21 protein-coding genes are annotated in these 23,170 nt (G+C 58.0%); 12 read left to right on the forward strand and 9 right to left on the reverse strand.

Annotated features, from left to right (window positions below):
- Positions 1 to 10: 10 nt before the first annotated feature.
- Positions 11 to 955 (reverse strand): carbohydrate kinase family protein, encoded by a 945-nt coding sequence (locus N8E88_RS25440; protein WP_262293015.1) that lies wholly within the window; start codon positions 953 to 955, stop codon positions 11 to 13.
- A gap of 319 nt (positions 956 to 1,274) precedes the next feature.
- On the opposite strand from N8E88_RS25440, the gene recA reads away from it, so the two are divergent.
- The 3 genes from recA (at position 1,275) to N8E88_RS25455 (ending at position 6,271) form a co-directional block, all read left to right on the forward strand.
- On the forward strand, positions 1,275 to 2,366 hold the full coding sequence (gene recA / locus N8E88_RS25445; RefSeq protein WP_262293016.1) for a recombinase RecA: 1,092 nt from the start codon (positions 1,275 to 1,277) through the stop codon (positions 2,364 to 2,366).
- A gap of 333 nt (positions 2,367 to 2,699) precedes the next feature.
- Entirely contained in the window at positions 2,700 to 5,357 is a 2,658-nt protein-coding gene (alaS, locus tag N8E88_RS25450) for an alanine--tRNA ligase (protein WP_262293017.1), read from the forward strand.
- A gap of 323 nt (positions 5,358 to 5,680) precedes the next feature.
- The gene (locus N8E88_RS25455; RefSeq protein WP_262293018.1) at positions 5,681 to 6,271 is read left to right on the forward strand and encodes a hypothetical protein; all 591 of its coding nucleotides are present in this window, start codon (positions 5,681 to 5,683) and stop codon (positions 6,269 to 6,271) included.
- On the opposite strand, the gene N8E88_RS25460 is transcribed toward N8E88_RS25455, so the two are convergent.
- The 3 genes from N8E88_RS25460 to N8E88_RS25470 all read right to left on the reverse strand — a co-directional run bounded on the left by N8E88_RS25460 (position 6,268) and on the right by N8E88_RS25470 (position 9,261).
- Complete coding sequence (locus N8E88_RS25460; protein ID WP_262293019.1) at positions 6,268 to 6,582, reverse strand: YciI family protein; 315 nt, start codon at positions 6,580 to 6,582, stop codon at positions 6,268 to 6,270. The two genes, N8E88_RS25455 and N8E88_RS25460, sit on opposite strands and share 4 nt — an antisense overlap.
- A gap of 96 nt (positions 6,583 to 6,678) precedes the next feature.
- The gene (locus N8E88_RS25465) at positions 6,679 to 7,908 is read right to left on the reverse strand and encodes an aminotransferase-like domain-containing protein (protein ID WP_262293020.1); all 1,230 of its coding nucleotides are present in this window, start codon (positions 7,906 to 7,908) and stop codon (positions 6,679 to 6,681) included.
- Positions 7,909 to 8,046: 138 nt separating this feature from the next.
- On the reverse strand, positions 8,047 to 9,261 hold the full coding sequence (locus tag N8E88_RS25470) for an NADP-dependent isocitrate dehydrogenase (RefSeq protein ID WP_262293021.1): 1,215 nt from the start codon (positions 9,259 to 9,261) through the stop codon (positions 8,047 to 8,049).
- Positions 9,262 to 9,638: 377 nt separating this feature from the next.
- Between N8E88_RS25470 and N8E88_RS25475 the strand changes: the two genes are divergently transcribed.
- The 4 genes from N8E88_RS25475 to N8E88_RS25490 all read left to right on the forward strand — a co-directional run bounded on the left by N8E88_RS25475 (position 9,639) and on the right by N8E88_RS25490 (position 14,104).
- The gene (locus N8E88_RS25475) at positions 9,639 to 10,490 is read left to right on the forward strand and encodes an RNA methyltransferase (RefSeq protein WP_262293022.1); all 852 of its coding nucleotides are present in this window, start codon (positions 9,639 to 9,641) and stop codon (positions 10,488 to 10,490) included.
- Positions 10,483 to 11,286 (forward strand): glutamate racemase, encoded by an 804-nt coding sequence (murI, locus tag N8E88_RS25480; RefSeq protein WP_262293023.1) that lies wholly within the window; start codon positions 10,483 to 10,485, stop codon positions 11,284 to 11,286. Before N8E88_RS25475 ends, murI begins: the two co-directional genes overlap by 8 nt.
- 125 nt (positions 11,287 to 11,411) lie before the next feature.
- A complete protein-coding gene (locus N8E88_RS31915; protein WP_410010615.1) occupies positions 11,412 to 11,882 on the forward strand; it encodes an aspartate/glutamate racemase family protein in 471 nt (156 codons plus the stop codon).
- A 182-nt stretch (positions 11,883 to 12,064) separates the two neighbouring features.
- Positions 12,065 to 14,104 (forward strand): S10 family serine carboxypeptidase-like protein, encoded by a 2,040-nt coding sequence (locus N8E88_RS25490; RefSeq protein ID WP_262293024.1) that lies wholly within the window; start codon positions 12,065 to 12,067, stop codon positions 14,102 to 14,104.
- 76 nt (positions 14,105 to 14,180) lie between these two features.
- Here the strand turns inward: N8E88_RS25490 and N8E88_RS25495 are convergent, their stop codons facing one another.
- Together N8E88_RS25495 and N8E88_RS25500 are read right to left on the reverse strand one after the other, a co-directional pair.
- Complete coding sequence (locus N8E88_RS25495; RefSeq protein WP_262293025.1) at positions 14,181 to 15,272, reverse strand: LLM class flavin-dependent oxidoreductase; 1,092 nt, start codon at positions 15,270 to 15,272, stop codon at positions 14,181 to 14,183.
- Positions 15,273 to 15,584: 312 nt separating this feature from the next.
- Complete coding sequence (locus N8E88_RS25500; protein WP_262293026.1) at positions 15,585 to 16,226, reverse strand: NAD(P)-dependent oxidoreductase; 642 nt, start codon at positions 16,224 to 16,226, stop codon at positions 15,585 to 15,587.
- 160 nt (positions 16,227 to 16,386) lie between these two features.
- On the opposite strand from N8E88_RS25500, the gene N8E88_RS25505 reads away from it, so the two are divergent.
- Positions 16,387 to 16,803: a winged helix-turn-helix transcriptional regulator gene (locus N8E88_RS25505; protein ID WP_262293027.1), complete on the forward strand. Its 417-nt coding sequence runs from the start codon at positions 16,387 to 16,389 to the stop codon at positions 16,801 to 16,803.
- A 216-nt stretch (positions 16,804 to 17,019) separates the two neighbouring features.
- Positions 17,020 to 17,211 carry a DUF3008 family protein gene (locus tag N8E88_RS25510; RefSeq protein WP_262293028.1) on the forward strand — a complete coding sequence of 64 codons (192 nt, stop codon included), beginning with the start codon at positions 17,020 to 17,022 and terminating at the stop codon, positions 17,209 to 17,211.
- A gap of 27 nt (positions 17,212 to 17,238) precedes the next feature.
- Here the strand turns inward: N8E88_RS25510 and N8E88_RS25515 are convergent, their stop codons facing one another.
- The gene (locus tag N8E88_RS25515; protein ID WP_262293029.1) at positions 17,239 to 18,246 is read right to left on the reverse strand and encodes an extensin-like domain-containing protein; all 1,008 of its coding nucleotides are present in this window, start codon (positions 18,244 to 18,246) and stop codon (positions 17,239 to 17,241) included.
- Between the two features lie 361 nt (positions 18,247 to 18,607).
- On the opposite strand from N8E88_RS25515, the gene rpsD reads away from it, so the two are divergent.
- From rpsD to ttcA, 3 genes are all read left to right on the forward strand, one after another.
- On the forward strand, positions 18,608 to 19,225 hold the full coding sequence (gene rpsD / locus N8E88_RS25520) for a 30S ribosomal protein S4 (protein WP_262293030.1): 618 nt from the start codon (positions 18,608 to 18,610) through the stop codon (positions 19,223 to 19,225).
- A 74-nt stretch (positions 19,226 to 19,299) separates the two neighbouring features.
- Positions 19,300 to 20,229 carry a glutaminase gene (locus N8E88_RS25525; RefSeq protein WP_262293031.1) on the forward strand — a complete coding sequence of 310 codons (930 nt, stop codon included), beginning with the start codon at positions 19,300 to 19,302 and terminating at the stop codon, positions 20,227 to 20,229.
- Positions 20,230 to 20,443: 214 nt separating this feature from the next.
- Entirely contained in the window at positions 20,444 to 21,286 is an 843-nt protein-coding gene (gene ttcA / locus N8E88_RS25530) for a tRNA 2-thiocytidine(32) synthetase TtcA (protein ID WP_262293032.1), read from the forward strand.
- A 16-nt stretch (positions 21,287 to 21,302) separates the two neighbouring features.
- On the opposite strand, the gene N8E88_RS25535 is transcribed toward ttcA, so the two are convergent.
- Both N8E88_RS25535 and N8E88_RS25540 read right to left on the reverse strand, forming a co-directional pair.
- On the reverse strand, positions 21,303 to 21,554 hold the full coding sequence (locus N8E88_RS25535; protein WP_262293033.1) for a hypothetical protein: 252 nt from the start codon (positions 21,552 to 21,554) through the stop codon (positions 21,303 to 21,305).
- Positions 21,555 to 21,825: 271 nt separating this feature from the next.
- The gene (locus N8E88_RS25540; RefSeq protein ID WP_262295623.1) at positions 21,826 to 23,031 is read right to left on the reverse strand and encodes a multidrug effflux MFS transporter; all 1,206 of its coding nucleotides are present in this window, start codon (positions 23,029 to 23,031) and stop codon (positions 21,826 to 21,828) included.
- Positions 23,032 to 23,170: the final 139 nt, after the last annotated feature.

Consider the following 23,170-nt stretch of genomic DNA (forward strand, 5'->3'; position numbering starts at 1 on the left):
ATATTCCTTTTTAGGCGAGAGCAGCCGGTATCTGTGCAAGTGCACTGTCGAATTCCTGCCGTGTGAACCTGGCGCTGGCGGAGTGAACTTTCAGCGTCAGCATCGACGCTGCCAGTCCCTCGCGTAGAGCTTCATCAAAAGCGAGACCCCGCATCAGCGCGGCGATCATGCCCCCAGCCAGCGCATCGCCCGCGCCGGTGACATCGGCGATTTCATCGACGGCGGGCGGATGGATAGTGAACACGTCGTTGCCGCAAAAGGCGAGGGCGGCCTCACCACCATTGCTGATCACAGCGCTCTTGAGACCCTCGGCCTGCAACGCCTTATAGAGGTCCTTTAGTCCGGCGTCGGGACCGAGCCCGGTCAGTGCCAGCGCTTCGCGGCGGTTCATGAACAGGCAGGTGAGGTTACTGAATATCGGTTCGAGACGAGACACCTTTGCCGGCGAAATCGCCAGCGCAAACAGCGGCCGCTCGCCTGCGAGACTTGCCAGCCGCTGCAACGCATCCGAGGGAAGGTTGGCATCGCAGAACACCGCATCGGCAATGGCGATCGAATCGCGCACCTTGCGCCGTCGCAATTGCCGCGGCAAGGCGAGCTCATAAAGTCCCATGTCCGCGATACCCGCGACCACATCGCCGTGCTCGTCAAGGATAGCCGTATAGCTCGGTGTCGCGCGGTCCATGAAGACCACCGAGCCGTCATGAATGCCCGCTGTTTCGATGGCTGCGGCAACCATTTCCCCGATCCGGTCACCACCGCGCACCGAAAGAATCTCGGCGGCGATCCCGCGCTGAACCGCGAGGCGCAGCGCATTGAAGACGCCGCCGCCCGGTTCCTCGCGCATGATTCCGGGATTGGATGCGCCGGGCACGAACGGCACGAGGCTCTGGCCGCGCCGGTCGAGATGAGCGCCGCCGACAGCGAAGAGCAACGGCTTGGTGGCTTGGATCATGGTTGATTGTCTATCCGGATAAAACTTCAAGTTGTGGGCATGAACGCCAGCGCTCCTCTCTAGAACGCCGGAGGCTGCGGTGCAATCATGACAGCGATTCGAAAGGGCGAGCCTTGGTTCAGTCGAAGATGCTACGAAAGCCACGTCGAGAGACGTGTACAGAACGTCGCGCCCCGATGAGAACATTTTGCGAACATTTTTTGATTATTGTTGTTTTACAAGAGTTTATGCCTGTTGCCAAACAAGAACAAAACAGATACAAATAAATTCAGATACAGGAACATTCCGGACTTCATGCACAACACAGGGGTAGTGTAACATGGCTCAAAATTCATTGCGGTTGGTTGAGGGTAATTCGGTGGATAAAACGAAAGCGCTGGATGCGGCATTGTCTCAGATCGAGAGGGCCTTTGGTAAGGGCTCGATCATGCGGCTTGGACGCAATGAGCAGGTGGTTGAAATCGAAACGGTTTCGACCGGCTCGCTGTCGCTGGATATTGCTCTTGGCGTCGGCGGATTGCCGAAAGGCCGCATCGTCGAGATCTATGGGCCGGAAAGCTCCGGCAAGACGACGCTTGCCCTGCATACGATCGCCGAAGCCCAGAAGAAGGGTGGCATTTGCGCCTTTGTCGATGCCGAGCACGCACTTGATCCTGTCTATGCCCGCAAGCTTGGCGTTGACCTCGAAAACCTCCTGATTTCGCAGCCGGATACCGGCGAACAGGCTCTGGAGATCACCGATACGCTGGTGCGCTCCGGCGCAATCGATGTTCTGGTCGTCGATTCGGTCGCTGCGCTGACGCCCCGCGCTGAAATCGAAGGCGAGATGGGTGACAGTCTGCCGGGTCTGCAGGCGCGCCTGATGAGTCAGGCACTGCGCAAGCTCACCGCTTCCATTTCCCGCTCCAACTGCATGGTCATCTTCATCAACCAGATCCGCATGAAGATTGGCGTCATGTTCGGCTCGCCCGAGACCACCACAGGCGGCAATGCGCTGAAATTCTATGCGTCCGTTCGTCTCGATATCCGCCGGATCGGGTCGCTGAAGGAGCGCGATGAGGTTGTCGGCAACCAGACCCGCGTCAAGGTCGTCAAGAACAAGCTGGCTCCGCCCTTCAAGCAGGTCGAATTCGACATCATGTATGGCGAAGGCGTTTCCAAGACGGGCGAGCTGGTCGATCTCGGCGTCAAGGCCGGTATCGTGGAGAAATCCGGTTCCTGGTTCTCCTACAATTCGCAGCGTCTTGGCCAGGGTCGCGACAATGCGAAACTGTTCCTCAAGGAAAATCCGGAAATCGCCAACGAGATCGAACTGGTGCTGCGCCAGAATGCCGGTCTCATCGCCGAGCAGATGCTCGACAAGGGGCCGGACGACATCGAGGACGATGGTCCGGACGCCGCCGAGGGCTGATCGCCGATTATCGCTTAGGGCTCTATCCGGTCACAGCGACGACAAACCCGCATCCAAGATCTGGCTGCGGGTTTTGTTTTTCTATGATGCCAGCCAGTACTGAGTTGCTGCTAGGCTGGTGCCAAACTGCTTCCCTCCCTCATGCTGAGCCTGTCGAAGCACGCATGGCGGTTGTGCGTGCTTCGACAGGCTCAGCATGAGGGAGGTTGAGCTGAACATCAGGGATTTTCTGGACAGGCAGCAGCCCTGTCGCTACAAGCGGTGCGTTCTGCCCCTTTATCATAGGAAGGGGCCAATTCCATTTCGGGCAATAGCAGGTCAGAAGGCAGTAAGATGAGTGGCGTCAACGAGATCCGGTCGACATTTCTGAACTATTTCAAGAAGAATGGCCATGAGATCGTGGCGTCGAGCCCGCTTGTCCCGCGCAATGATCCGACGCTGATGTTCACCAACGCCGGTATGGTCCAGTTCAAGAATGTTTTCACCGGCATTGAACAGCGCCCGTACAGCCGCGCCACGACCTCGCAGAAGTGCGTCCGCGCCGGCGGCAAGCACAATGACCTCGACAATGTCGGCTATACCGCCCGCCATCACACGTTTTTCGAGATGCTAGGCAACTTCTCCTTTGGCGACTATTTCAAGGAGGAGGCGATCTCGCTTGCCTGGAACCTGATCACCAAGGAGTTCGGCCTTCCCGCAGACAAGCTCACTGTCACCGTCTATCACACGGACGACGTGGCTTTTGACCTTTGGAAGAAGATCGCCGGTCTTCCTGAAGAGCGCATCATCCGCATCGCTACCAGCGATAATTTCTGGGCGATGGGCGATACCGGTCCTTGCGGGCCGTGCTCGGAAATCTTCTATGATCACGGCGCGGATATCTGGGGCGGTCCTCCCGGCAGTGCCGATGAGGATGGCGACCGCTTTATCGAGATCTGGAATCTCGTCTTCATGCAGTTTGAACAGGTGACGAAGGAACAGCGCATCGATCTGCCGCGTCCGTCGATCGACACCGGCATGGGGCTGGAGCGCCTTGCCGCGGTTTTGCAGGGCAAGCACGACAATTACGATATCGATCTGTTCCAGACGCTGATCCACGCCTCGGAAGAGGCGACCGGCGTCAAGGCTGAAGGACCGTTCCGCGCCAGCCACCGTGTTATTGCCGATCATCTGCGTTCGTCGAGCTTCCTCATTGCCGATGGCGTCCTGCCTTCCAATGAAGGTCGCGGCTATGTGCTGCGCCGCATCATGCGCCGCGCCATGCGTCACGCGCAGCTGCTTGGCGCCCGGGAGCCGTTGATGTATCGCCTGCTTCCGGCGCTGGTTCGCGAGATGGGCCAGGCCTATCCCGAGCTCATCCGCGCGGAATCGTTGATCTCCGAGACGCTGAAGCTCGAGGAAACCCGTTTCCGCAAGACGCTCGAACGCGGCCTTGGCCTGCTCGGCGAAGCAACGGAAACCTTAAGCGATGGCGACAGCCTCGACGGCGAAACAGCATTCAAGCTCTACGATACCTTCGGCTTCCCGCTCGACCTCACACAGGATGCGCTCCGCCAGCGCGGCATTTCCGTCGATACGGAAGGCTTTTCCGCCGCCATGGAGCGGCAGAAGGCCGAGGCGCGCGCCCACTGGTCCGGTTCGGGCGACGCGGCAACGGAGACCGTCTGGTTCTCCGTGCGTGACAAGGTCGGAGCGACCGAGTTTCTTGGTTATGAGACCGAGAAGGCGGAGGGCATCATCACTGCGCTGGTGCAGAATGGCGCGGTTGTAGACAGCGCCAGCGAGGGCGACGCCGTGTCCGTCGTCGTCAACCAGACGCCGTTCTATGGTGAATCCGGCGGCCAGCAGGGCGATACCGGCACCATCTCCGGCGAAGGCTTCACAGTGACCGTCACCGACACGCAGAAGAAGAACGATGGCGTTTTCGTTCATATCGGCACCGTCACCAAAGGGACGGTGAAGGTGGATGTGCCGGTCGAGCTCACGGTGGATCATGCGCGCCGTACCCGCATCCGTTCCAACCATTCGGCGACGCATCTGTTGCATGAGGCGCTGCGTGAAACGCTTGGCACCCATGTCGCGCAAAAGGGTTCGCTTGTCGCGCCCGACCGGCTGCGTTTCGACTTTTCGCATCCGAAGCCGATTTCGGACAAGGAGCTTGCTGTCATCGAGGATCTCGCCAATGAGATCGTCCTGCAGAATGCGCCGGTCACCACGCGTTTGATGGCCGTGGACGACGCCATTGCCGAGGGTGCGATGGCGCTGTTCGGTGAAAAATATGGCGATGAGGTGCGCGTGGTTTCCATGGGCACGGCGCTGCACGGCGAAAAGGCCGGCAAGAGCTATTCGACCGAGCTTTGTGGCGGTACGCATGTGCGCGCCACGGGTGATATCGGCTTGATCCGTGTTGTCTCCGAAGGGGCAGTCGCTGCGGGCGTCCGCCGCCTTGAGGCTCTGACCGGCGAGGCGGCCCGCCGCTACCTCGAAGAGCAGGATGAACGGGTCAAGGCAATCGCCGGCGTGCTGAAATCTGCACCCGCCGACGCGTTGTCGCGTGTCTCGGCGCTGATGGACGAGCGCCGCAAACTCGAACGCGAACTGACCGAAGCGCGCAAACAGCTGGCTTTGGCCGGCCCGGCTTCGGGCGGCGCACAGTCCGAAACCGTCAACGGCGTCTGCTTCATCGGCAAGGTGGTCAGCGGCGTCAATCCACGTGACCTTAAGCCGCTTGCAGACGATGCAAAGAAGACAGTCGGCTCCGGCGTTGTCACCTTCATTGGCGTATCGGATGATGGCAAGGCCAGTGCTGTCGTCGGTGTTACCGACGATCTCGTCGGCAAGTTCAGCGCCGTCGATCTCGTCCGCATTGCCTCGGCTGCACTCGGCGGGGCAGGCGGCGGCGGCCGTCCCGACATGGCACAGGCCGGCGGTCCGGATGGCTCCAGGGCCGAGGAAGCCGTGTCTGCCGTGCGCGAAGCATTGGCCGGATAGTTGCTTCAATCCAGCCGCGTGTATCGCGCGGCTGGAATCTATCTCAAGTTGTTATTGGTAATAGATTGGTGATTACGACTAAGTGTCTAGTTATAAATTATTGTTTTCGCCTGTATTGGCTGTATTATGTTGGTGGTGAAATAGTTTATTTAGATATACTTTTTTATATTATTTCATAATTTGCATAAATTAATCTTGACCTGAAAGCGCGTTGCGGAGAGGAGTGCTTCGGTTAGCTGGTAATTATTTGTCCAATGATGACGATTTTTTGTGCCGCGTCAAACGGCGGGTTGTTGCTTATTAATGCTTGGGAGATTGGCTCGGTGAGGCGCATCTTTGTTCTGCCGGCGCTTGCGATTGCACTTTGTTCATGCATCACGCAATCGGCAATTGTCAAAGACGTACACGTGGGTGATCAGATAGCTTACGGACCAGTTGTTACCGCCTATTACGCGATTTTTGAATTTTTGCAGATCAGACCGTTCTATTCGATGAAATCGGGATATGGCTTCGAGACCCGCTTCGCTAGCTATGGCAAGGCCTCTTTTGTTGAAGCTTGGAGCTTTGGCAAGCAGCTCGACTACAGCAAAGGTGTGTCGCAAAAGGCGATTTGCTTCCAGGCGCCGTGCATGATTGAGGAGACAGGGCTTGTCCTGGTAAACGAGACCGATTTTCTGGCAGCGGCGCAAAACGGTTTTGCTTTCGCGTTGGTAGGCAAGCTGCGAAGGATCAATGGGAAGGTATCGGCGCAAGCTTTTGGCGCGGTGCTGAAGCTCAAAAAACAGCTCGCGCCCGCTGCGTCAGCGGTTCAGATGATAGAGCCGCCTCCGAAGCCCTATCCGGATCTGGCTTTGGAATTGGATGCGAAATCGGGAGAGTTGCGTCCACGTGAACAGGTCCTGACCCTGGATTAGCCGGCGCGAAACCCTCGCGCTGCCGCGATATGCATCGGCGCAATGCTGTAGCGGTTCAGTCCCGCCATCACTGTTGGGTCGTTCTCGGCGAATTGTATTGCTTCATCATGGCTCAGCACTTCGAGGAGAACGATGCCGAACCAGCCGTCCGGGTCCTGCACCGGGCCATAGGCGAGAACGGTTCCCTCTTCGAAATATTCGCTGACATAGGTCACATGCTGGCGCATCAATTCCTGTTCGTCGTCGTCCATATCGTCGGCGAAGTTCGGGCGCGGCGGGATCAAGCGGAAAAAGAAATGCTGCGTCGTCATCGTTTCAGTCCCCTCTGTTCGATGTGCCGTGACGGTTCATCATACCGCAGGAACAGAGGACTTGCGATCCAGTAAATCTTTGCCGCTCCGCGGGGGCTATTTGCGCAGGGGATCCACTTCGCTTCTGATCAGTCCGCCAAGCCGCTGCATGCCTGTATCGATCGCTTCGGCGTCGGGCAGGGAGAAGTTCAGCCTTATCGTGTTTCTGCCGGTGCCATCGGCATGAAAAGCCGCACCCGGTACGAAAGCCACGCGGGTCTGCTCGATCGAACGGGCCAGCAGCGCCGCTCCATCCATATGGTCCGGCAGCGTCATCCAGACGAACCTGCCGCCTTCCGGCTTTGTCCATGTTACGCCGTCCGGCATATATCGTGCCAGGGCGTTGAGCATGTGATCGCGCCGTTGCCGGTAGTGCGTTCTGGCTTTCTCCACCTGCGCATCAAAATGGCGCTCCGCCACGTGGTGGATGACCATCTGGTTGATGGTCGGGCTGTGCAGGTCCGCCGCCTGCTTGATCAGGACCAGCTTGCTGATGACCGGTTGTGCCGCGCGGATCCAGCCTACACGCAAGCCGGGTGTCAGCGTTTTCGAGAAGCTGCCGGAATAGAGGACGCGTGTCCGGTCGATATGGCCTTCGCGCTCGATATCCAGCGCCAGCAATGAGGGCGCACTGTCTCCCTCGTAGCGCAGGGCGCGATAGGCGGCATCCTCGATCAGCGGAATATCGAGTTCATGCGCCAGTTCGACCAGCTTCATGCGATCGCTGCGGCCTATTGTTTCGCCGGTCGGGTTGGAAAAATCGCTGGTGAGATAGGCGAGTTTCACCTGGCCTCCCGCCGCCCGCGCGTTGGCCTTGTAGGCGTCAGGCGTCATGTTGCCGCCCTCGGGGATCAGGCGATCATAGTGCGGCTCATAGGCATTGAACGCCTGCAGCGCGCCGAGATAGGTCGGCCATGTGGTGAGGATCGTGTCACCCGGCGAAATGAACAGCTTGCCGAGATAGTCGAGAGCCTGTTGCGATCCGGTGGTGATGATGATGTTGTCGATCGTGCAGGCAACACCGAGCGTTGCCATGTGATGTACCAGCCATTGCCGTAGCGGCTTGTAGCCTTCGCTCACCGAATATTGCAGCGCTGCGTCCGCATTCTCGTGCAGCACTGCGCTATAGGCGTCCTTGATCGCATCTTTTGGAAACAGCGCCGGATCAGGAATGCCGCCAGCGAACGAGATGATGTCCGGCTGATCCAGCAGCTTCAACAGCTCACGAACTTCCGAAGCGCGCATCTTGCCGGTGCGTGCCGAATACCGGGCATCCCAGTCGCTCATTTCAATCCTCCGCAATTTGGTGAAGCACCCGACCGCAAATTCGTTATTATGTCAACAATGCTGTCGTATATTTGCGCATTTTACTTCATAAAAAAGCCCCGGCGAACCGGGGCTTTTTTCTATGCATCACGTGCCGGATCAGGCCGCCATGGCTTTCGACAGGTTTTCGTTGATCTTGTCGAGGAAGCCTGTGGTCGACAGCCAGGGCTGATCCGGGCCGATCAGCAGCGCCAGATCCTTGGTCATGTAGCCGGCTTCAACCGTATCCACGCAAACTTTTTCTAAGGTATGACTGAAGCGCTCGAGCTCCGCATTGCCGTCGAGCTTGGCGCGGTGCGCAAGGCCGCGCGTCCAGGCGAAGATCGAGGCGATGGAGTTGGTCGAGGTCTCTTCGCCCTTCTGGTGCTGGCGGTAGTGGCGGGTCACGGTGCCGTGTGCGGCCTCCGCTTCAACGGTCTGGCCGTCCGGCGTCATCAGCACGGAGGTCATCAGGCCGAGCGAGCCAAAGCCCTGCGCCACGATGTCGGACTGCACGTCGCCGTCATAGTTCTTGCAGGCCCAGACATAGCCGCCGGACCATTTCAGAGCCGAAGCCACCATGTCATCGATCAGGCGATGTTCATAGGTGATCTTCTTTGATGCGAACTTGTCCTTGAATTCGGCGTCGAACACTTCCTGGAAGATATCCTTGAAGCGGCCGTCATAGGCCTTGAGGATGGTGTTCTTGGTCGACAGATAGCAGGGCACGCCACGATTATAGGCATAGTTGAACGAGGCGTGGGCGAAATCGCGGATCGAGTCGTCCAGATTGTACATGGCCATCGCAACGCCGGCGCCCGGCGCATCATAGACTTCGTGTTCGATGGTCTCGCCATCGTCGCCGACGAACTTGATTGACAGCTTGCCCTTGCCGGGGAACTTGAAATCAGTGGCGCGGTACTGGTCGCCGAAGGCATGACGACCGACGATAATTGGCTGCGTCCAGCCTGGAACCAGGCGGGGAACATTCTTTGCAATGATCGGCTCGCGGAAGATGACGCCGCCGAGAATGTTGCGGATCGTGCCGTTGGGCGACTTCCACATCTTCTTCAGGCCGAATTCCTCAACGCGCTGTTCGTCCGGGGTGATTGTCGCGCATTTGACGCCGACGCCATATTGCTTGATCGCATTGGCTGCATCGATCGTCACCTGATCGTTGGTGGCATCGCGGTGCTCGATCCCGAGGTCGTAATATTTCAGGTCGATGTCGAGGTAAGGATGGATCAGCTTTTCCTTGATATATTGCCAGATGATGCGAGTCATCTCGTCGCCATCAAGCTCGACGACCGGATTTGCAACCTTGATCTTTGCCATGGAGTGTCAGCCTCTTTTTTGCTGCGTCTGGGAGTGTCAGCATGGGATTAAAGTGAGGGTTCGCGCCCCTATAGCACCGCGATTGCAGAACGCAAAGCGAGGCTGTGGTGGTTTGGAATAAACTTTCAGAATATTCAAGATACGAGCCTTTATCGCTGGCAATGCTGCTGTGCGTGGTTCGACGGGGCTCACCATGAGGGAGTTGGATTGATTGCATGCCCAAGGCCGCTGCCGCATAGCCAGTGGTTAGAAGACACTTGGCTCCCCTGCAAATCGCCTACCTCCCTCATGGTGAGCTTGTCGAACCACGCACAGCGCCATTGCCCATCAAAAAGACGCGGGCTATGAGGACACCAAAAGAGTTCAAGGATAAAAAAATGGCCGGTACAGACAGACAGCGCGCCCTGATTGCCGAGGGCCCGGCGATCATTCTGGTGGAACCGCAACTGCCGGAGAATATCGGCATGGTGGCGCGGGCGATGGCAAATTTCGGTCTGGCGGAGCTGCGCCTGGTCAAGCCGCGCGAGGAATTCCCCAACGACAAGGCGCGTTCTGCCGCGAGCCGTGCCGATCATATCATCGATGCGGCGCAGGTCTTCGATGACCTGCCATCGGCGATCAAGGATTTGCATTTCGTCTATGCGACCACGGCGCGCGAGCGTGATGCCTTCAAGCAGGTGCGCGGCCCTGTCGAGGCAGGCCAGGCCCTGCGCCAACGCTTCAACAATGGCGAGAAGACCGGCATTCTTTTTGGGCGGGAGCGCTTCGGCCTCAATAATGACGAAGTCAGCCTTGCGGATGAGCTCGTGACCTTTCCGGTCAATCCGGCGTTCTCGTCGCTGAACATTGCACAGGCGGTTTTGCTCATGTCCTATGAGTGGATGAAGTCAGGTCTGGAGAAGCATACCGACACGGCTTTTCGTGGTCCCGAACTTGAGCCCGCGCCAAAGGAACAGTTGCAGGGCTTTTTCAACCACCTCGAAGACGCCTTGCAGGCGCGCGGTTATTTCCGGCCGATGGCGCGCAAGGAGATCATGGTCAACAATCTGCGCGGCGTACTCACACGGGCAGGCTTTTCCGATTCCGAACTGAAACTCCTGCGCGGCGTTCTTGTCTCGCTCGATTATTTCAGTCCCAAGACTCCGCGCGGCTCCGGTGCGCCGGAAGGGCGCAAGCGCGAGAAACCACCGGCGAAGAAAATCAGCGGGGATATGCCGAGCGATGAGTGAAGCAGCAGCGGACCGGCCAATCATCGTCTTCGACAGCGGGATTGGCGGCCTGACCGTTTTGCGCGAGGCGAGGGTGCTGATGCCGGACCGGCGGTTCGTCTATATCGCCGATGATGCCGGGTTCCCCTATGGGGAATGGGAGGAGGGCGCCCTGTGTTCCCGCATCGTCGACATGTTCGCGGGCCTCATCGCCGAGCACAACCCGGAGATTGCGATCATCGCCTGCAATACGGCCTCGACGCTGGTACTCGATGATCTTCGCAAGGCCTATCCGGCTGTACCGTTCGTCGGCACCGTTCCCGCGATCAAGCCGGCCGCCGAGCGCACCTCGTCGGGCTTCGTCAGCGTGCTGGCGACACCGGGCACCGTCAAGCGCGCCTATACGCGCGATCTCATCCAGTCTTTCGCCACGAAGTGCCATGTGCGCCTTGTCGGCAGCCAGAATCTGGCTGCCATGGCCGAAGCGCATATTCGCGGCGACCACATCGATGACGAAGCCATCGCCAAGGAAATCGCGCCGTGCTTCTATGAGAATGGCGGCGACCGTACCGATATCGTCGTCCTTGCCTGCACGCATTATCCCTTTCTCGCCAATGTCTTCCGGCGCCTTGCACCCTGGCCGGTGGACTGGCTCGACCCGGCCGAGGCGATAGCCCGCCGGGCGCTGTCACTGCTCAAGCCGAACGGCACCGGTGCCGAGCCCGAACATGGTGACGACATCGCCATCTTCACCTCGGGCAATCCGGATTTCTCGACAAGGCGGCTCATGCAGGGTTTCGGGCTGGATACGGCATGATTGCCTAACAATAGGTCATGCAAGCTGGGGCGGTAAAAAAAATAGACAAATTGCGACTATCGTCGAATTGACCGCACAACCTGCCGCCGCCAAAAGTTGCTTTTTGAGATTTTCAGAGAGCACCTATGAATTTTCGTTATTTATTGCTTGCGGCCGTCCTTGGCCTTTCCGCCTGCAATGGCTCGGACTCTTCGACGAAAAACAACGAAGCGGATAGCACTTTTTCCGACTTGGAGAATGCGAAGAAAGAGCTGGGCAAGCTCAATGAGCAGATCACTGCCGGTCTGGACGCGCTTGCCGATATTCGCGGCGACCATATCGACGATGAAGCCATTCGGACAGAAATCGCGCCGTGCTGCCATGACAAGGGCGGCCACCGCGCCGATATCGTCATCCTCGCCTGCACGCATTATCCCTTCCCCGTCAATGTCTCCCGGCGCCTTGCGGCTTGGCCGATCGACTGGCTCGATCCGGTAAGACCGCCCTCAGGGGTTTCGGCCAGAAATCGATCAGACCCCTCAGTCGCCGCCAGCCAGGACGATGGCGAAGAATATTCGTCGCGCCAGCAATCAGAGCGAAGTACGACTTTCGCTTAATAGACAGCACATCTCATAGTTGTGTATCGTCTGCATAGTAAAACCATACCGTGTATCTTGACCATCCTGCTTGTGCCCTTTTTCGCGATGGTTGCTCCAGGGCTGCCCTTTCACGTCGTCTCTTTTTTGTCCAGTTACCGTAATCCATTGATTAATAAATGTTTTTTAATTTGGAGGTTGTGATGAAATACTGGATTCTGTTCGTTTCTGCATTGCTTTTGCTGACTGCCTGCGATGGTGATTCCGGCAACACCAACGCCGTTAGTACGTTTGTGACGCCTGATGCCGATCCACAGATCAATGCTGCGGGAGATTCAGGGACAGATTCGACGGTCGACGTCCCGACCGAGACCAATCCAGAGGTCGATGCTGGCGGCAAGGCGACAGGTTTGACGATCAAAGCTGTTGCTCTTGTCCCACCCGAGGACCACATGCTGGAAGACAGGAATGTTTATAGCGCCGCGCCGGATGCGAGCCTTCCGCCAGCTGCTGTTGACGAGACGCCGGCTGTCAAGAATCACCAGATCATGATCAACGGCAAGCTGGTGAAATTCACTGCCTCTGCCGGCCATCTCATTGCCTATGCTCCGAAAGATCCCAAGAACCCGGCCGCGAAAGTTGAAAAGGCATCCATGTTCTATATGGCCTACACCCGGGAGGACTTGCCGAAGGAAAATCGCCCGGTGACGTTCCTCTGGAATGGTGGCCCGGGATATTCCTCGGCTTGGCTGCATCTGGGCTCGTGGGCGCCGAAGCGGCTCAAGACAGGTGCTTCCGATGTTGCCCAGGGAAGTCTGAAGAGCGGGACGAAAGGCTTTTCGTGGATCGATAATGCAGAAACGTTGCTCGAAAAGACCGACCTGGTGTTTGTCGATCCGCCTGGAACGGGGTTGTCGCAGGCCATTGCACCTTACAAGAACAGCGACTTCTGGGGCATGGAGGCCGATGCGCGGGTCAATCGCGACTTTGTCGTGCGCTTCGTCAATCATTATGGTCGGCAGAGCTCGCCGAAATATCTTTATGGCGAATCCTATGATGGCATCCGCCTGCCTATCATCGCCAACCTGCTCGTCGCTGCGGGAAGCGGCAATTTCGACCCTGATAAAAGCGGAAGGAAGCCCGTCGCTCTGTCAGGGCTCGTGTTGGGTTCACCGATTCTCGACTTGGCTACGAATTGCAGCCAGAGCGCGGATATCAGCTGTGCGGGATATCTGCCATCTCACGCCATGGCGGCCGACTACCACGGGAAGACAAAACGTCGGGCGAAAGCGACCGCACTGGAATACATTGATACGTTACGAACTTTTGTCACCGAAAAGTACAATCCTGCGCGGAAAATTTGGTACACGCCAGCGCTCGTGAGGGCCAAGGCTATTTATGCCGAAGCCAATCGCCAATACAATACGTTGACCGGCAGTTGGCCGAACGCTGCCTCGCAGGAAGCGAAGAGAAAAGCCACCGAACTCGCAAACTTGCTGATTGCCATCCCGGCGGAGCGGGACAGCTTTATCACAGACTTCACGACTGAGCCGGTTGACACGCTTGAGCAATTTGTCGCCAGCGCCAAACAGGAGGTCGAGAAAGCCTTGACGCTGGCGTGGCGGCCCTATGCACAGACGCCGGCTGGTTTGAACTTCTTCAAGGAAATGACGAGCATCACCGGGCTCTATGCGGATTGGCTGTATGAATTTGAAGTGTCTCCGGTTCAATTCCCGAACAAACTTGTTCCGGGCTCAAACCTCGGTTTCTTTGACGCTCGGGCGAAACTCACCGACTTTGGCAGCCCTGCCGCTGCGCTATATACCGGGGCAGGGTTTGATGATGCAATAAAGACTGCCCTGCCTGAGATGTTCAACTATCACAACGCTTCGCGCTATATACTGCGCGACGCCAGCATGCGCAGCAGTTGGAAATTCGAGCGCGAGCACAAGCTGCAGCCCTTCAGAACCGGACTTCCGGACCTGGTCGCGACTTTGAAGAGGGACCCGGCAGTAAGGGCGCTTGCCCTGCACGGTTACTATGACCTGCTGACGCCGTTTCACCAGACAGAGCTCGATCTTGCCGGCGCCGGCTTGGCAGGCAGCGTCCCGGTCGAACTCTACGAAGGCGGGCACACGTTTTTCGATGATGACACGGCACGCGCTCAAGCAAAAAAAACGCTCGATGCGTTCTACGATGGTCGGCGCGCGGACGCTGCCACGCCGGCTGTCATATTACACTAATGGTCCGATACTGACATTCGCATCCCATTTGCAGGACCTTTTTGCGAATGTCAGAATCAAAGGACTACCAGGCTTGTCAAACGACTTCAATTCCGGCGATGGCGGTGTCTTTGCCGGAATTGCTCCCCTCGGCTCGTCCACCCAATTCCTTCCTGATCACCGGCGCGACCTTGGTGCCATATAGCTCGATGGCCTTCAGCGTGTTCGCATGCGGCAGGCTGCCGAGGTCGATTTGCAGCATGAAGCGGTCGTGCTGGAAATAGCTGTGCTGCAGCATGATCTTGTCAATGATCTCCTGCGGGGAGCCGACCAGCAGCGCGCCGCGCGGCGTCCGTCCGGCCTCGTACTGGGCGCGATTGCTCGGCGGCCAGCCACGCTCGCGGCCGATCTTGTTCATCACCACCTCGTATGACGGCCAGTATTCGTCAGACGCGGCTTGCGAATTCTCCGCGATATAGCCATGCGAATTGATGCTGACTTTCAACGTTTCCGGCGCATGTCCTGCCTTGGCGCCCGACTTGCGATAAAGTTCCACCAGCGGCGCAAAGCGATGCGGTTCGCCGCCAATGATCGCCACGGCAAGCGGCAGGCCGAGCGTTCCGGCGCGCACCGCCGATGCCGGCGTGCCGCCGACGGCGATCCAGACGGGCAGGGGATTCTGCAGCGGCCGCGGGTAAACGGCGAGATTGTCGATCGGCGCGCGAAAACGGCCGCTCCATGTCACGCGTTCGTTGGCGCGTAGTTTCAGGAGCAGGTCGAGTTTTTCGGCAAATAGTTCGTCGTAATCGTTGAGGTCATAACCGAACAGCGGAAAGGACTCGATAAATGAGCCACGCCCGGCCATGATTTCGGCGCGACCGGAGGAGATCAGGTCGAGCGTCGCATATTCCTGGAACACACGGACCGGATCGTCGGAGCTCAGCACCGTTACTGCGCTGGTCAGTCTGATGTTCTTCGTCCGCGAGGCGCCGGCCGCCAATGCAATAGCCGGGGTCGAGATGACGAAATCAGGGCGATGGTGTTCGCCGATGCCGAACACGTCGAGCCCGACCTCATCGGCGAGCACCATCTCTTCGATGAGGTTCTGCATACGCTGATGCGCGCTGATAGCGATGCCGGTCGCAGGATCAGGGCTCATGCCTGCAAATGTATAGATACCGAGTTCCATGGTCATACCTTGCGTTGAACTTTGCTGCATAATTAAGGGCAGGATGACGCCATGGGAAGAACGCACGTTGCGGTTGCCAAGGCACTAAAAGGAAACCGGGCTGGGGCGATGAGTTTACTGGCTGGGATTGCTGCTGTGCGTGGTTCGACAAGCTCACCATGAGGGAGGTTGGCGTTTTAAGAGAGCTAGAAACTGAGAGCTGCGCTCTACTATCTCCCTCGAAATGCTCCTACCTCCCTCATGGTGAGCTTGTCGACCACGCACAGCAGCAGACCGTCTCCCGGTTGTTAAACCCGGGAGACGACGGTCACCTCAATAGCCCACGGTAAAACGCTCTCGGCTATACTTCGGCGATTCTGCCTCATCCACAATCGCCACGGCCAGATCGCTGGCGCTGATCGCGCTGTTGCCCTCTGCGTCGAACACCGGGCTGTCCTTGCCGAGCCGGTATTTGCCTGTCCTCGGTCCGGGTGCCAGATGGAAAGGCGGCGACACGAAGCTCCAGTCGAGTCCGGTCTCGTCGCGCAAGTCATTCAGCGCCTGGCGTGCGCCTAGTGCGCCTTCTTTGTACTCTGCCGGAAAACCTTCGCCATCGACAAATTGCGTGCCATCGGGCGCATAAAGGCTGCCGGCGCCGCCGATGACGATCAGCCGGCTGATCCCCGCCTGCTTCGTTGCCGCGGTGATCGATTTGCTGGCGGCGATATGGACTGCCTTGATGTCCGGGTTGGTCCAGCCGGGATTATAGGCGGAGATGACGATGTCATGGCCTTTGAGTTTGGCTGCGAGGTCGGAGGTGTTGGTTGCATCGGCTTCGACGGCTGTAACGCCCTTCAGCTTTTCCACCTTGTCCGGGCTGCGCACCAGCGCTGTGACGCTGTCGCCGCGCGCAGCGGCTTCCCTCAAAATCTCGCTGCCAACAAAGCCGGTGGCGCCGATCAACGCAATTTTCATGACATGCTCCTTTGATGCGGGTATGCATCGTTTTCTGGTTACCAATAATAACCATGTATGCTAGAAGCAGCACGGCGAGAAGTACGCACTTTTTCCGTTTCAGGGCACATGGAAGTAACCGCTAGAATTGCGTAAAGATCGAGCTGGATGAGAGGCTAATATGAGTATTCATGCGAAGACCGAGGGCAAGACACCCCTGCTTGAATCGATGCCGGCCATGCAATCGGATGGTGCAGGCGGCTGCCCGATGCGCGAGGTGCTGGATATTGTCGGCGACTCCTGGAGCCTCCTGACGCTGATCAACCTGCAGTCCGGTCCGCGCAGGTTCAACGTGCTTCGCCGCATGATAGAAGGCATATCGCAGCGCATGCTTACCGTGACGCTGCGCTCGCTCGAGCGCGATGGTCTCGTCAGCCGTACCGTCAAGCCGACATCACCGCCGGAAGTTACCTACGCCTTGACCGATATCGGCCATTCGATTGCCGTGCCGGTGGGCGCGCTCGGCGAATGGGCTGCTGCCAACCGCGATCACCTGCGCGCCGCGCGCAAGGCGTTTGATGAGGCGAAGAAAGACTAGGTGTGCGTGGTTCGACAAGCTCACCATGAGGGATGTGGGTGCCTCTGAGGAAATCCGGCATGCTAAGTGTTCTAGGCTCCCTCAAATCAGCCCAACTCCCTCATGGTGAGCTTCATCCTGAGCCTGTCGAAGGGCGAACCACGCACCACAATTTTGGAACCCCCACCCATGCTCCGCGTTTCCTCACCTGTGCAACATTTCTCAGGGAGAATGACAATGCCTGCCAAATCCCAGGCCCAGCAAAAGGCGGCTGGTGCGGCGCTTTCAGCAAAGCGCGGCGATACCAAGAAGAGCGAGCTCAAGGGCGCTTCCAAGGGCATGTATGAATCAATGAGCGAAAAGCAGCTGGAAGAATTCGCAGAAACCGATCGCAAGAGCCTTCCAAAGAAGAAGTCAACCAAACACTGATCGGAATTCAAACTCGGGGCGCCGCTGCTACTGGCAGATGCGCGCCTCACATTTTCTTCCATGACAGCCGAGATCGAGATGCAGATTGCCCTGATGGGCGGCATCGCCGTCCGGACCGATCACCGTCATGAAACGGTCGCAACTCGCCTTGTGCAACGCCCGCCAGAAGGTCTGTTCCTCCGGCTTGCCCCTCCAGCCTGAACCAAGTTCCGTCGTCTTGCCGTTCTTGAACTTGAAGGACACGATATCGACTGCGTTGGCAAACGCGTGTTCCGAAACGCGGCCCTTGTGGCCATTATTGACTTTGCGGCACTGGTAGTCGGACCCCGTGGTTATGCTTTCGATCTCTGCACCAAAGTTCGCCTGCGCATCTTTTTGCACCTCGACTACCCAATTCGCCAACGATCCTGCCATCGCGCAATTCGTTGTGATCGGCGCCGTCAGTTTCACCGGATTGTCCTTGCCAATGGCCGTGATTTTCAATGGCGAACGCTCGCCGCACATACCCTCGGACAGGGGCGAAATGATTTCGCCCTTGACCTCGCCATTCATCAGGGCAGGGCAGGCATTCTGGTAGACCCGGTCGGGCGAGATCGAAGGATCGGCCTTTTCGACGCTTTCCTCATGATCGTCCCTGCCGGCCGCGCCCTCTTTGGGCAGAGGATTCGGGCCGAGCTGTTCGTCCGGCTTTGGCGGCTCCTTGGGTTTCTCTGCCGGTTTGGTCTCCGGGATTGGCTTTTGTTCGGGCAGGGGCGTCGTCTGCGGATCCGCTTTCTGTATCTCGTCGGCAGGCTTCTCGGCGGGTTTGGGCGCGTCCGGCGCGGCTGCGCGGGGATTGTCCATTGGCAGAGGCGGAACAGCGGGCAGGGCAACAAGCGGCGATCGCGGAGGCCGGACAATTCTTGCCCGGTGTCCACGTCTGTGCCGCGCGTCCGCATCGTCGCTGGAACTGATAAGGACTGTGCTTGCAATAATGGCTGTGAGGGATAGAAGGACGAGTGCTGGAATCCGCGACTGCCGCGAGAATAGGGTCATTATCTGGCGCTACTCCTGTTGAGCGTCCACCCTAACGTGTGAAACACGGCATCGGTTTCAATTTATATGATCCGCTGAAACATGCGGGTTGGCACCGGAGCGCAGAAAAACGCCATTTGCAGGCCGTCAGAGCGTGAATACGAACAGGCCCTGGCTTGACATCATGAAACCTTCACACTAGAAGCCACCCCAGCGCAGGGCTTGAAAGAGCTCTGCGTTTCATTTGACGTGTCCCGTGAGTGATCTCGCAAAGCGTGCGTGGGTCATTCTGTCAGTCTTCGAAAACGGAAGGCAGAGGAGGGCGCGTTTCCTTGAACCCGGGTCTTAAGCTCGAGGTTTGGTTTGTTTGAAAGGAAATGCGATGAGCAAGCGCAGATCGTCCAAGTATAAAATCGACCGCCGTCTTGGCGAAAACATCTGGGGCCGTCCGAAGTCCCCGGTCAACCGCCGTGAATATGGCCCCGGCCAGCACGGCCAGCGCCGCAAGAGCAAGCTCTCCGATTTCGGTGTGCAGCTGCGCGCAAAGCAGAAGCTCAAGGGCTTCTACGGCGACATTTCGGAAAAGCAGTTCCGCAAGACCTATGAAGAAGCCGCTCGCCGCAAGGGCGACACCGGCGAACAGCTCATCGGTCTGCTCGAGTCGCGTCTGGATGCGATCGTGTACCGCGCCAAGTTCGTTCCGACGATCTTCGCAGCGCGTCAGTTCGTCAACCACGGCCATGTCAACGTCAACGGCCGCCGCACCAACATCCAGTCCTACATCTGCAAGGCTGGCGATGTGATCGAAGTGCGCGAAAAGTCGAAGCAGCTCGTGATCGTTCTGGAAGCCGTTCAGCTGGCTGAACGCGATGTTCCTGAATATCTCGAAGTCGATCACAACAAGATGGTTGCCAAGTACAACCGCGTTCCGGCCTTCTCCGATGTGCCTTACGCTGTACAGATGGAACCGAACCTGGTTGTCGAATTCTATTCGCGTTAATCAGTATTGAGTTTTAAAAGAAGCCGCCGGAGAAATCCTGGCGGCTTTTTTGTTGTCCTAATCGGAGCCCAGAAATGGCCGATCTTCAAGCAATCGTCGACAGCGTCTATTACGATCTTTCGGATAGGATCGGCGAGGGCAAGCTTGCCGACTATATTCCGGAACTCGCGACCGTCGATCCGAAGCAGTTCGGCATTGCGCTGGTCACTGTCGATGGCCAGACCCATGCGGCAGGCGATACCGAAACGGCCTTCTCGATCCAGAGTATCTCGAAGGTTTTCACGCTGACCCTCGCACTCGGCAAGATCGGCGACGGGTTGTGGAAGCGCGTCGGGCGCGAGCCGTCGGGCAATGCTTTCAACTCCATCGTCCAGCTCGAGCAGGAAAAAGGCAAACCGCGCAATCCCTTCATCAATGCCGGAGCGATCGCTGTCGCGGATGTGGTTCTGGCCGGCCATTTGCCGAAGGAGGCCATTGGCGAGATTGTGCAATTCATCCGGCATCTCGCCGACGATGAGAGCATCGCCATCGACCAAAATGTCGCCCGCTCGGAGACGCAGACCGGCTACCGCAATGTGGCGCTCGCCAATTTCATGAAAGCCTTCCGCAATCTCGACCACCCGGTAGAACATGTGCTCGGCGTCTATTTTCATCACTGCGCCATCGCCATGTCGTGCCGCCAGCTTGCGCATGCGGGGCTTTATCTCGCTTCGGCCGGGCGCAATCCGCTCAATGGCGGCAGCGTGGTTTCGGCAAGCCGTGCGCGCCGTATCAATGCGCTCATGCTGATGTGTGGCCACTATGACGGCTCAGGTGATTTCGCCTATCGCGTCGGCCTGCCGGGCAAGAGTGGCGTTGGTGGCGGCATTCTTGCCACCGCCCCCGGCAAAGCCTCGATCGCGGTATGGTCACCGGGTCTGAACGAAGTTGGCAATTCGCAGCTCGGCTCGGCGGCACTGGAGCTTCTGGCGCAGCGCACTGGCTGGTCGGTGTTCGGGCAGTAGAGCGCTTGCAGGTGTTGACTGAAATGCCCCCCACCCCGGCGCTTCGCGCCGACCCTCCCCACGTTGGGGGAGGGTGAAGGAAAGGCTCTCACCTCCCCCTCTGATGGGGGAGGTCGCGGCGAAGCTGCGGGTGGGGGTGATTTCCATGAAGCGCTCTAGAAGAGCTTGCGTTGCCGTTGTTTGCGATGCAATGAAAGCGCCATGAGGTGTTCACATGACCATTCATGACCAGGAATTGACCGATGCTGCCGGCTGTCACCCGATGTTTCTCGTCGTGCCATCCAGTGTGGAGTTCAACAAGCTGCGCAAGCGGCTGTTGCGCAACACGCGGCAGGCGCTGGAAGATTTCGCCATGGTCAAGCCGGGCGAGCGCTGGCTCGTCGGGCTTTCCGGCGGCAAGGATTCCTATGGGCTGCTGGCGCTGCTGCTCGATCTCAAATGGCGCGGCTTGCTGCCGGTGGAGCTCCTCGCCTGCAATCTCGATCAGGGCCAGCCGAATTTCCCCAAGCACATCCTGCCGGATTTTCTCAAAGCAAACGGCATCGAGCACCGCATCGAATACAAGGACACCTATTCGATCGTCACGGAGAAGGTGCCGGAAAACCAGACCTATTGTTCGCTGTGTTCCCGGCTCAGACGCGGGCATCTCTATCGCGTGGCGCGGGAGGAGGGCTGTTCGGCGCTGGTGCTCGGCCACCACCGCGAGGATATCCTCGAGACGTTCCTGATGAACCTTTTCCATGGCGGGCGCCTTGCCGCCATGCCGCCGAAGCTGCTCAATGACGAGGGCGATCTCATGCTGCTGCGCCCGCTGAGCTACTGTGCCGAGGATGATCTGGAGAAATTTGCCGCGGCCATGCAGTTCCCGATCATTCCTTGCGACCTGTGCGGCAGTCAGGATGGGCTGCAGCGCAACATGATGAAGGCGATGCTGGCCGATATCGAAAAGCGTATGCCCGGCCGCAAGGAGATCATGATCCGTGCGCTGGCAAACACGCGCCCGAGCCACCTGCTGGACCGGAAGATCTTTGATTTCGCCGGGCTAATGGCGGGTTAGGAAGCACTTTTCGCGATCAGGGGAATAGTTTTACGATGGCCGCGACGGCGGCAATCGTCGCCACGGATGTCCCGAAGAAGAATGCCCCCATCCGCACGGTAAGGCGAAGCGTCAGCAGCTCCAGAGCAGTGTTCAGATCAGATTTGGTTACCAGTTCGGGCATGATGAAATCCCTTGCGGCTTCTGCTTGCGCTTTGGCATGGACGGGACTGATTCCGCCCTGTTCCAGGCGTATCGCATAACCCAGAGTATCAAATGAAATTGTCATAGTCAGCCCTTCAAGATACCCGAATGTTAGGCGACAGGTTGGATGTCAGCAATTCAACCAAAGTTGAAAATGCAATTGAAGCAATGGCATGTGCGTGGTTCGACAAGCTCACCATGAGGGAGGTTGCTGGACGCAGAAAGCCTTTTCTGCAAAGCTCCACCACGACGGGACTACCATCTTGAAACCCCACTCACCTCCCTCATGGTGAGCTTGTCGAACCACGCACATGGCAGTTGTGCCAATGTTTGGTGCAAACGGTGACCACAATCGCTCAAATCGGCTTGTTGTGCGGCTGGAACAGCTTGCCTCGTTCAGCGATCAGCACAAACACCAGACCGATCAGCGACAGCACGAAGAACCCGGTAACCAGGGGCAGGGTCGTGCCGTTGTAAGCCTGGCCGATCAGCGCGCCGATAAGGCCGCCGCCGGCCGTACCCATGAAGCCAAGCACTGACGATGCCGTGCCAGCCACGTGTCCAAGCGGCTCCATCGCCAGCGAATTGAAGTTGGAGCCGATCCAGCCAAACTGGAACATCGCCAGCGAAAACAGCAGGAGATAGAGCACGAATGGTGTCGGATGCGGCCCGAAAAGCGTCAGCAGCAGCCACACGCCATTGATCGTCATGAAAGCAAGCAGCGCGCCATGCGACAGGCGCCGCATGCCGAAGCGGCCGACGAAGCGCGAATTCATGAACGACGAAAACGACATGGTTATCGCAACGACGGAGAAGGCCAGCGGGAACCACACGCCGAGATGATAGATCTCGACATAGATCTGCTGCGCCGAATTGATGAAGCCGAACATCGCGCCGAAGATGAACGCACTCGCCAGGGCATAGCAAAGGGCGACCCGGTTGGTCAGTACGATCTTGAATGCACGTGCAACCGACAGAACAGTAAATGGACGCCGATCCGTAGGGTCCATTGTCTCTGGCAGGCGCAGATACATCCAGATCGCTACCAACGTTGCCATCAGCGCCATGAAGATGAAAATCAGCCGCCAGTCACCGAACAGCATGACGACCTGACCCGTTCCTGGCGCAATAACCGGAACGATCATGAATACCATCATGATCAGCGACATGGCTTCAGCCATCTGCCGGCCGCCATAGACGTCACGCACGATGGAAATGGCGATGACGCGGGTTGCGGCGGAGCCGATGCCCTGCAGTGCCCGGAAGAACAGAAGTGCGCCGAAGCTCGGGACGAAGACACACGCCATTGCCGAAGCGATATAAATGAGCAGGCCGCAGAAAATCGGCACCTTGCGGCCAAAGCGATCCGATAGCGGGCCGAAGAACAGCTGCGCCACCGAGAAACCGAGCAGATAGGCCGAAATCACATACTGCCGATGGTTTTCACTGCTGATGCCAAGCGCCGCGCCGATCTGCTGCAAGGCCGGTAGCATGACATCGATAGCCATGGAATTGACCGCCATCAACATCGCCATCAGGCTGATGAATTCGACTTTACCCATTCCCTGTAGGCGTGAGGGAGCGGTATTGGCAGAGGCATCCATTTCCGAGTGCTTTCTGGATTTGAAAAACAAACAAAGACAAAGGCGTCGGAACGGCCGACGCCTTTAACATGAAGATTCCGGATGAGACCGGAACCAA

It is taken from the genome of Phyllobacterium zundukense (assembly GCF_025452195.1).
GTDB classification, from domain to species: Bacteria; Pseudomonadota; Alphaproteobacteria; order Rhizobiales; family Rhizobiaceae; genus Phyllobacterium; species Phyllobacterium zundukense_A.

Excerpts from the sequence above, each read along its gene's own strand:
- N8E88_RS25440 (WP_262293015.1), bottom strand. The coding sequence starts at position 955 with ATGATCCAAGCCACCAAGCCGTTGCTCTTCGCTGTCGGCGGCGCTCAT.
- recA (WP_262293016.1), top strand. The coding sequence starts at position 1,275 with ATGGCTCAAAATTCATTGCGGTTGGTTGAGGGTAATTCGGTGGATAAA.
- alaS (WP_262293017.1), top strand. The coding sequence starts at position 2,700 with ATGAGTGGCGTCAACGAGATCCGGTCGACATTTCTGAACTATTTCAAG.
- N8E88_RS25460 (WP_262293019.1), bottom strand. The coding sequence starts at position 6,582 with ATGACGACGCAGCATTTCTTTTTCCGCTTGATCCCGCCGCGCCCGAAC.
- N8E88_RS25465 (WP_262293020.1), bottom strand. The coding sequence starts at position 7,908 with ATGAGCGACTGGGATGCCCGGTATTCGGCACGCACCGGCAAGATGCGC.
- N8E88_RS25470 (WP_262293021.1), bottom strand. The coding sequence starts at position 9,261 with ATGGCAAAGATCAAGGTTGCAAATCCGGTCGTCGAGCTTGATGGCGAC.
- N8E88_RS25475 (WP_262293022.1), top strand. The coding sequence starts at position 9,639 with ATGGCCGGTACAGACAGACAGCGCGCCCTGATTGCCGAGGGCCCGGCG.
- murI (WP_262293023.1), top strand. The coding sequence starts at position 10,483 with ATGAGTGAAGCAGCAGCGGACCGGCCAATCATCGTCTTCGACAGCGGG.
- N8E88_RS31915 (WP_410010615.1), top strand. The coding sequence starts at position 11,412 with ATGAATTTTCGTTATTTATTGCTTGCGGCCGTCCTTGGCCTTTCCGCC.
- N8E88_RS25490 (WP_262293024.1), top strand. The coding sequence starts at position 12,065 with ATGAAATACTGGATTCTGTTCGTTTCTGCATTGCTTTTGCTGACTGCC.
- N8E88_RS25495 (WP_262293025.1), bottom strand. The coding sequence starts at position 15,272 with ATGGAACTCGGTATCTATACATTTGCAGGCATGAGCCCTGATCCTGCG.
- N8E88_RS25500 (WP_262293026.1), bottom strand. The coding sequence starts at position 16,226 with ATGAAAATTGCGTTGATCGGCGCCACCGGCTTTGTTGGCAGCGAGATT.
- N8E88_RS25505 (WP_262293027.1), top strand. The coding sequence starts at position 16,387 with ATGAGTATTCATGCGAAGACCGAGGGCAAGACACCCCTGCTTGAATCG.
- N8E88_RS25510 (WP_262293028.1), top strand. The coding sequence starts at position 17,020 with ATGCCTGCCAAATCCCAGGCCCAGCAAAAGGCGGCTGGTGCGGCGCTT.
- N8E88_RS25515 (WP_262293029.1), bottom strand. The coding sequence starts at position 18,246 with ATGACCCTATTCTCGCGGCAGTCGCGGATTCCAGCACTCGTCCTTCTA.
- rpsD (WP_262293030.1), top strand. The coding sequence starts at position 18,608 with ATGAGCAAGCGCAGATCGTCCAAGTATAAAATCGACCGCCGTCTTGGC.
- N8E88_RS25525 (WP_262293031.1), top strand. The coding sequence starts at position 19,300 with ATGGCCGATCTTCAAGCAATCGTCGACAGCGTCTATTACGATCTTTCG.
- ttcA (WP_262293032.1), top strand. The coding sequence starts at position 20,444 with ATGACCATTCATGACCAGGAATTGACCGATGCTGCCGGCTGTCACCCG.
- N8E88_RS25535 (WP_262293033.1), bottom strand. The coding sequence starts at position 21,554 with ATGACAATTTCATTTGATACTCTGGGTTATGCGATACGCCTGGAACAG.
- N8E88_RS25540 (WP_262295623.1), bottom strand. The coding sequence starts at position 23,031 with ATGGGTAAAGTCGAATTCATCAGCCTGATGGCGATGTTGATGGCGGTC.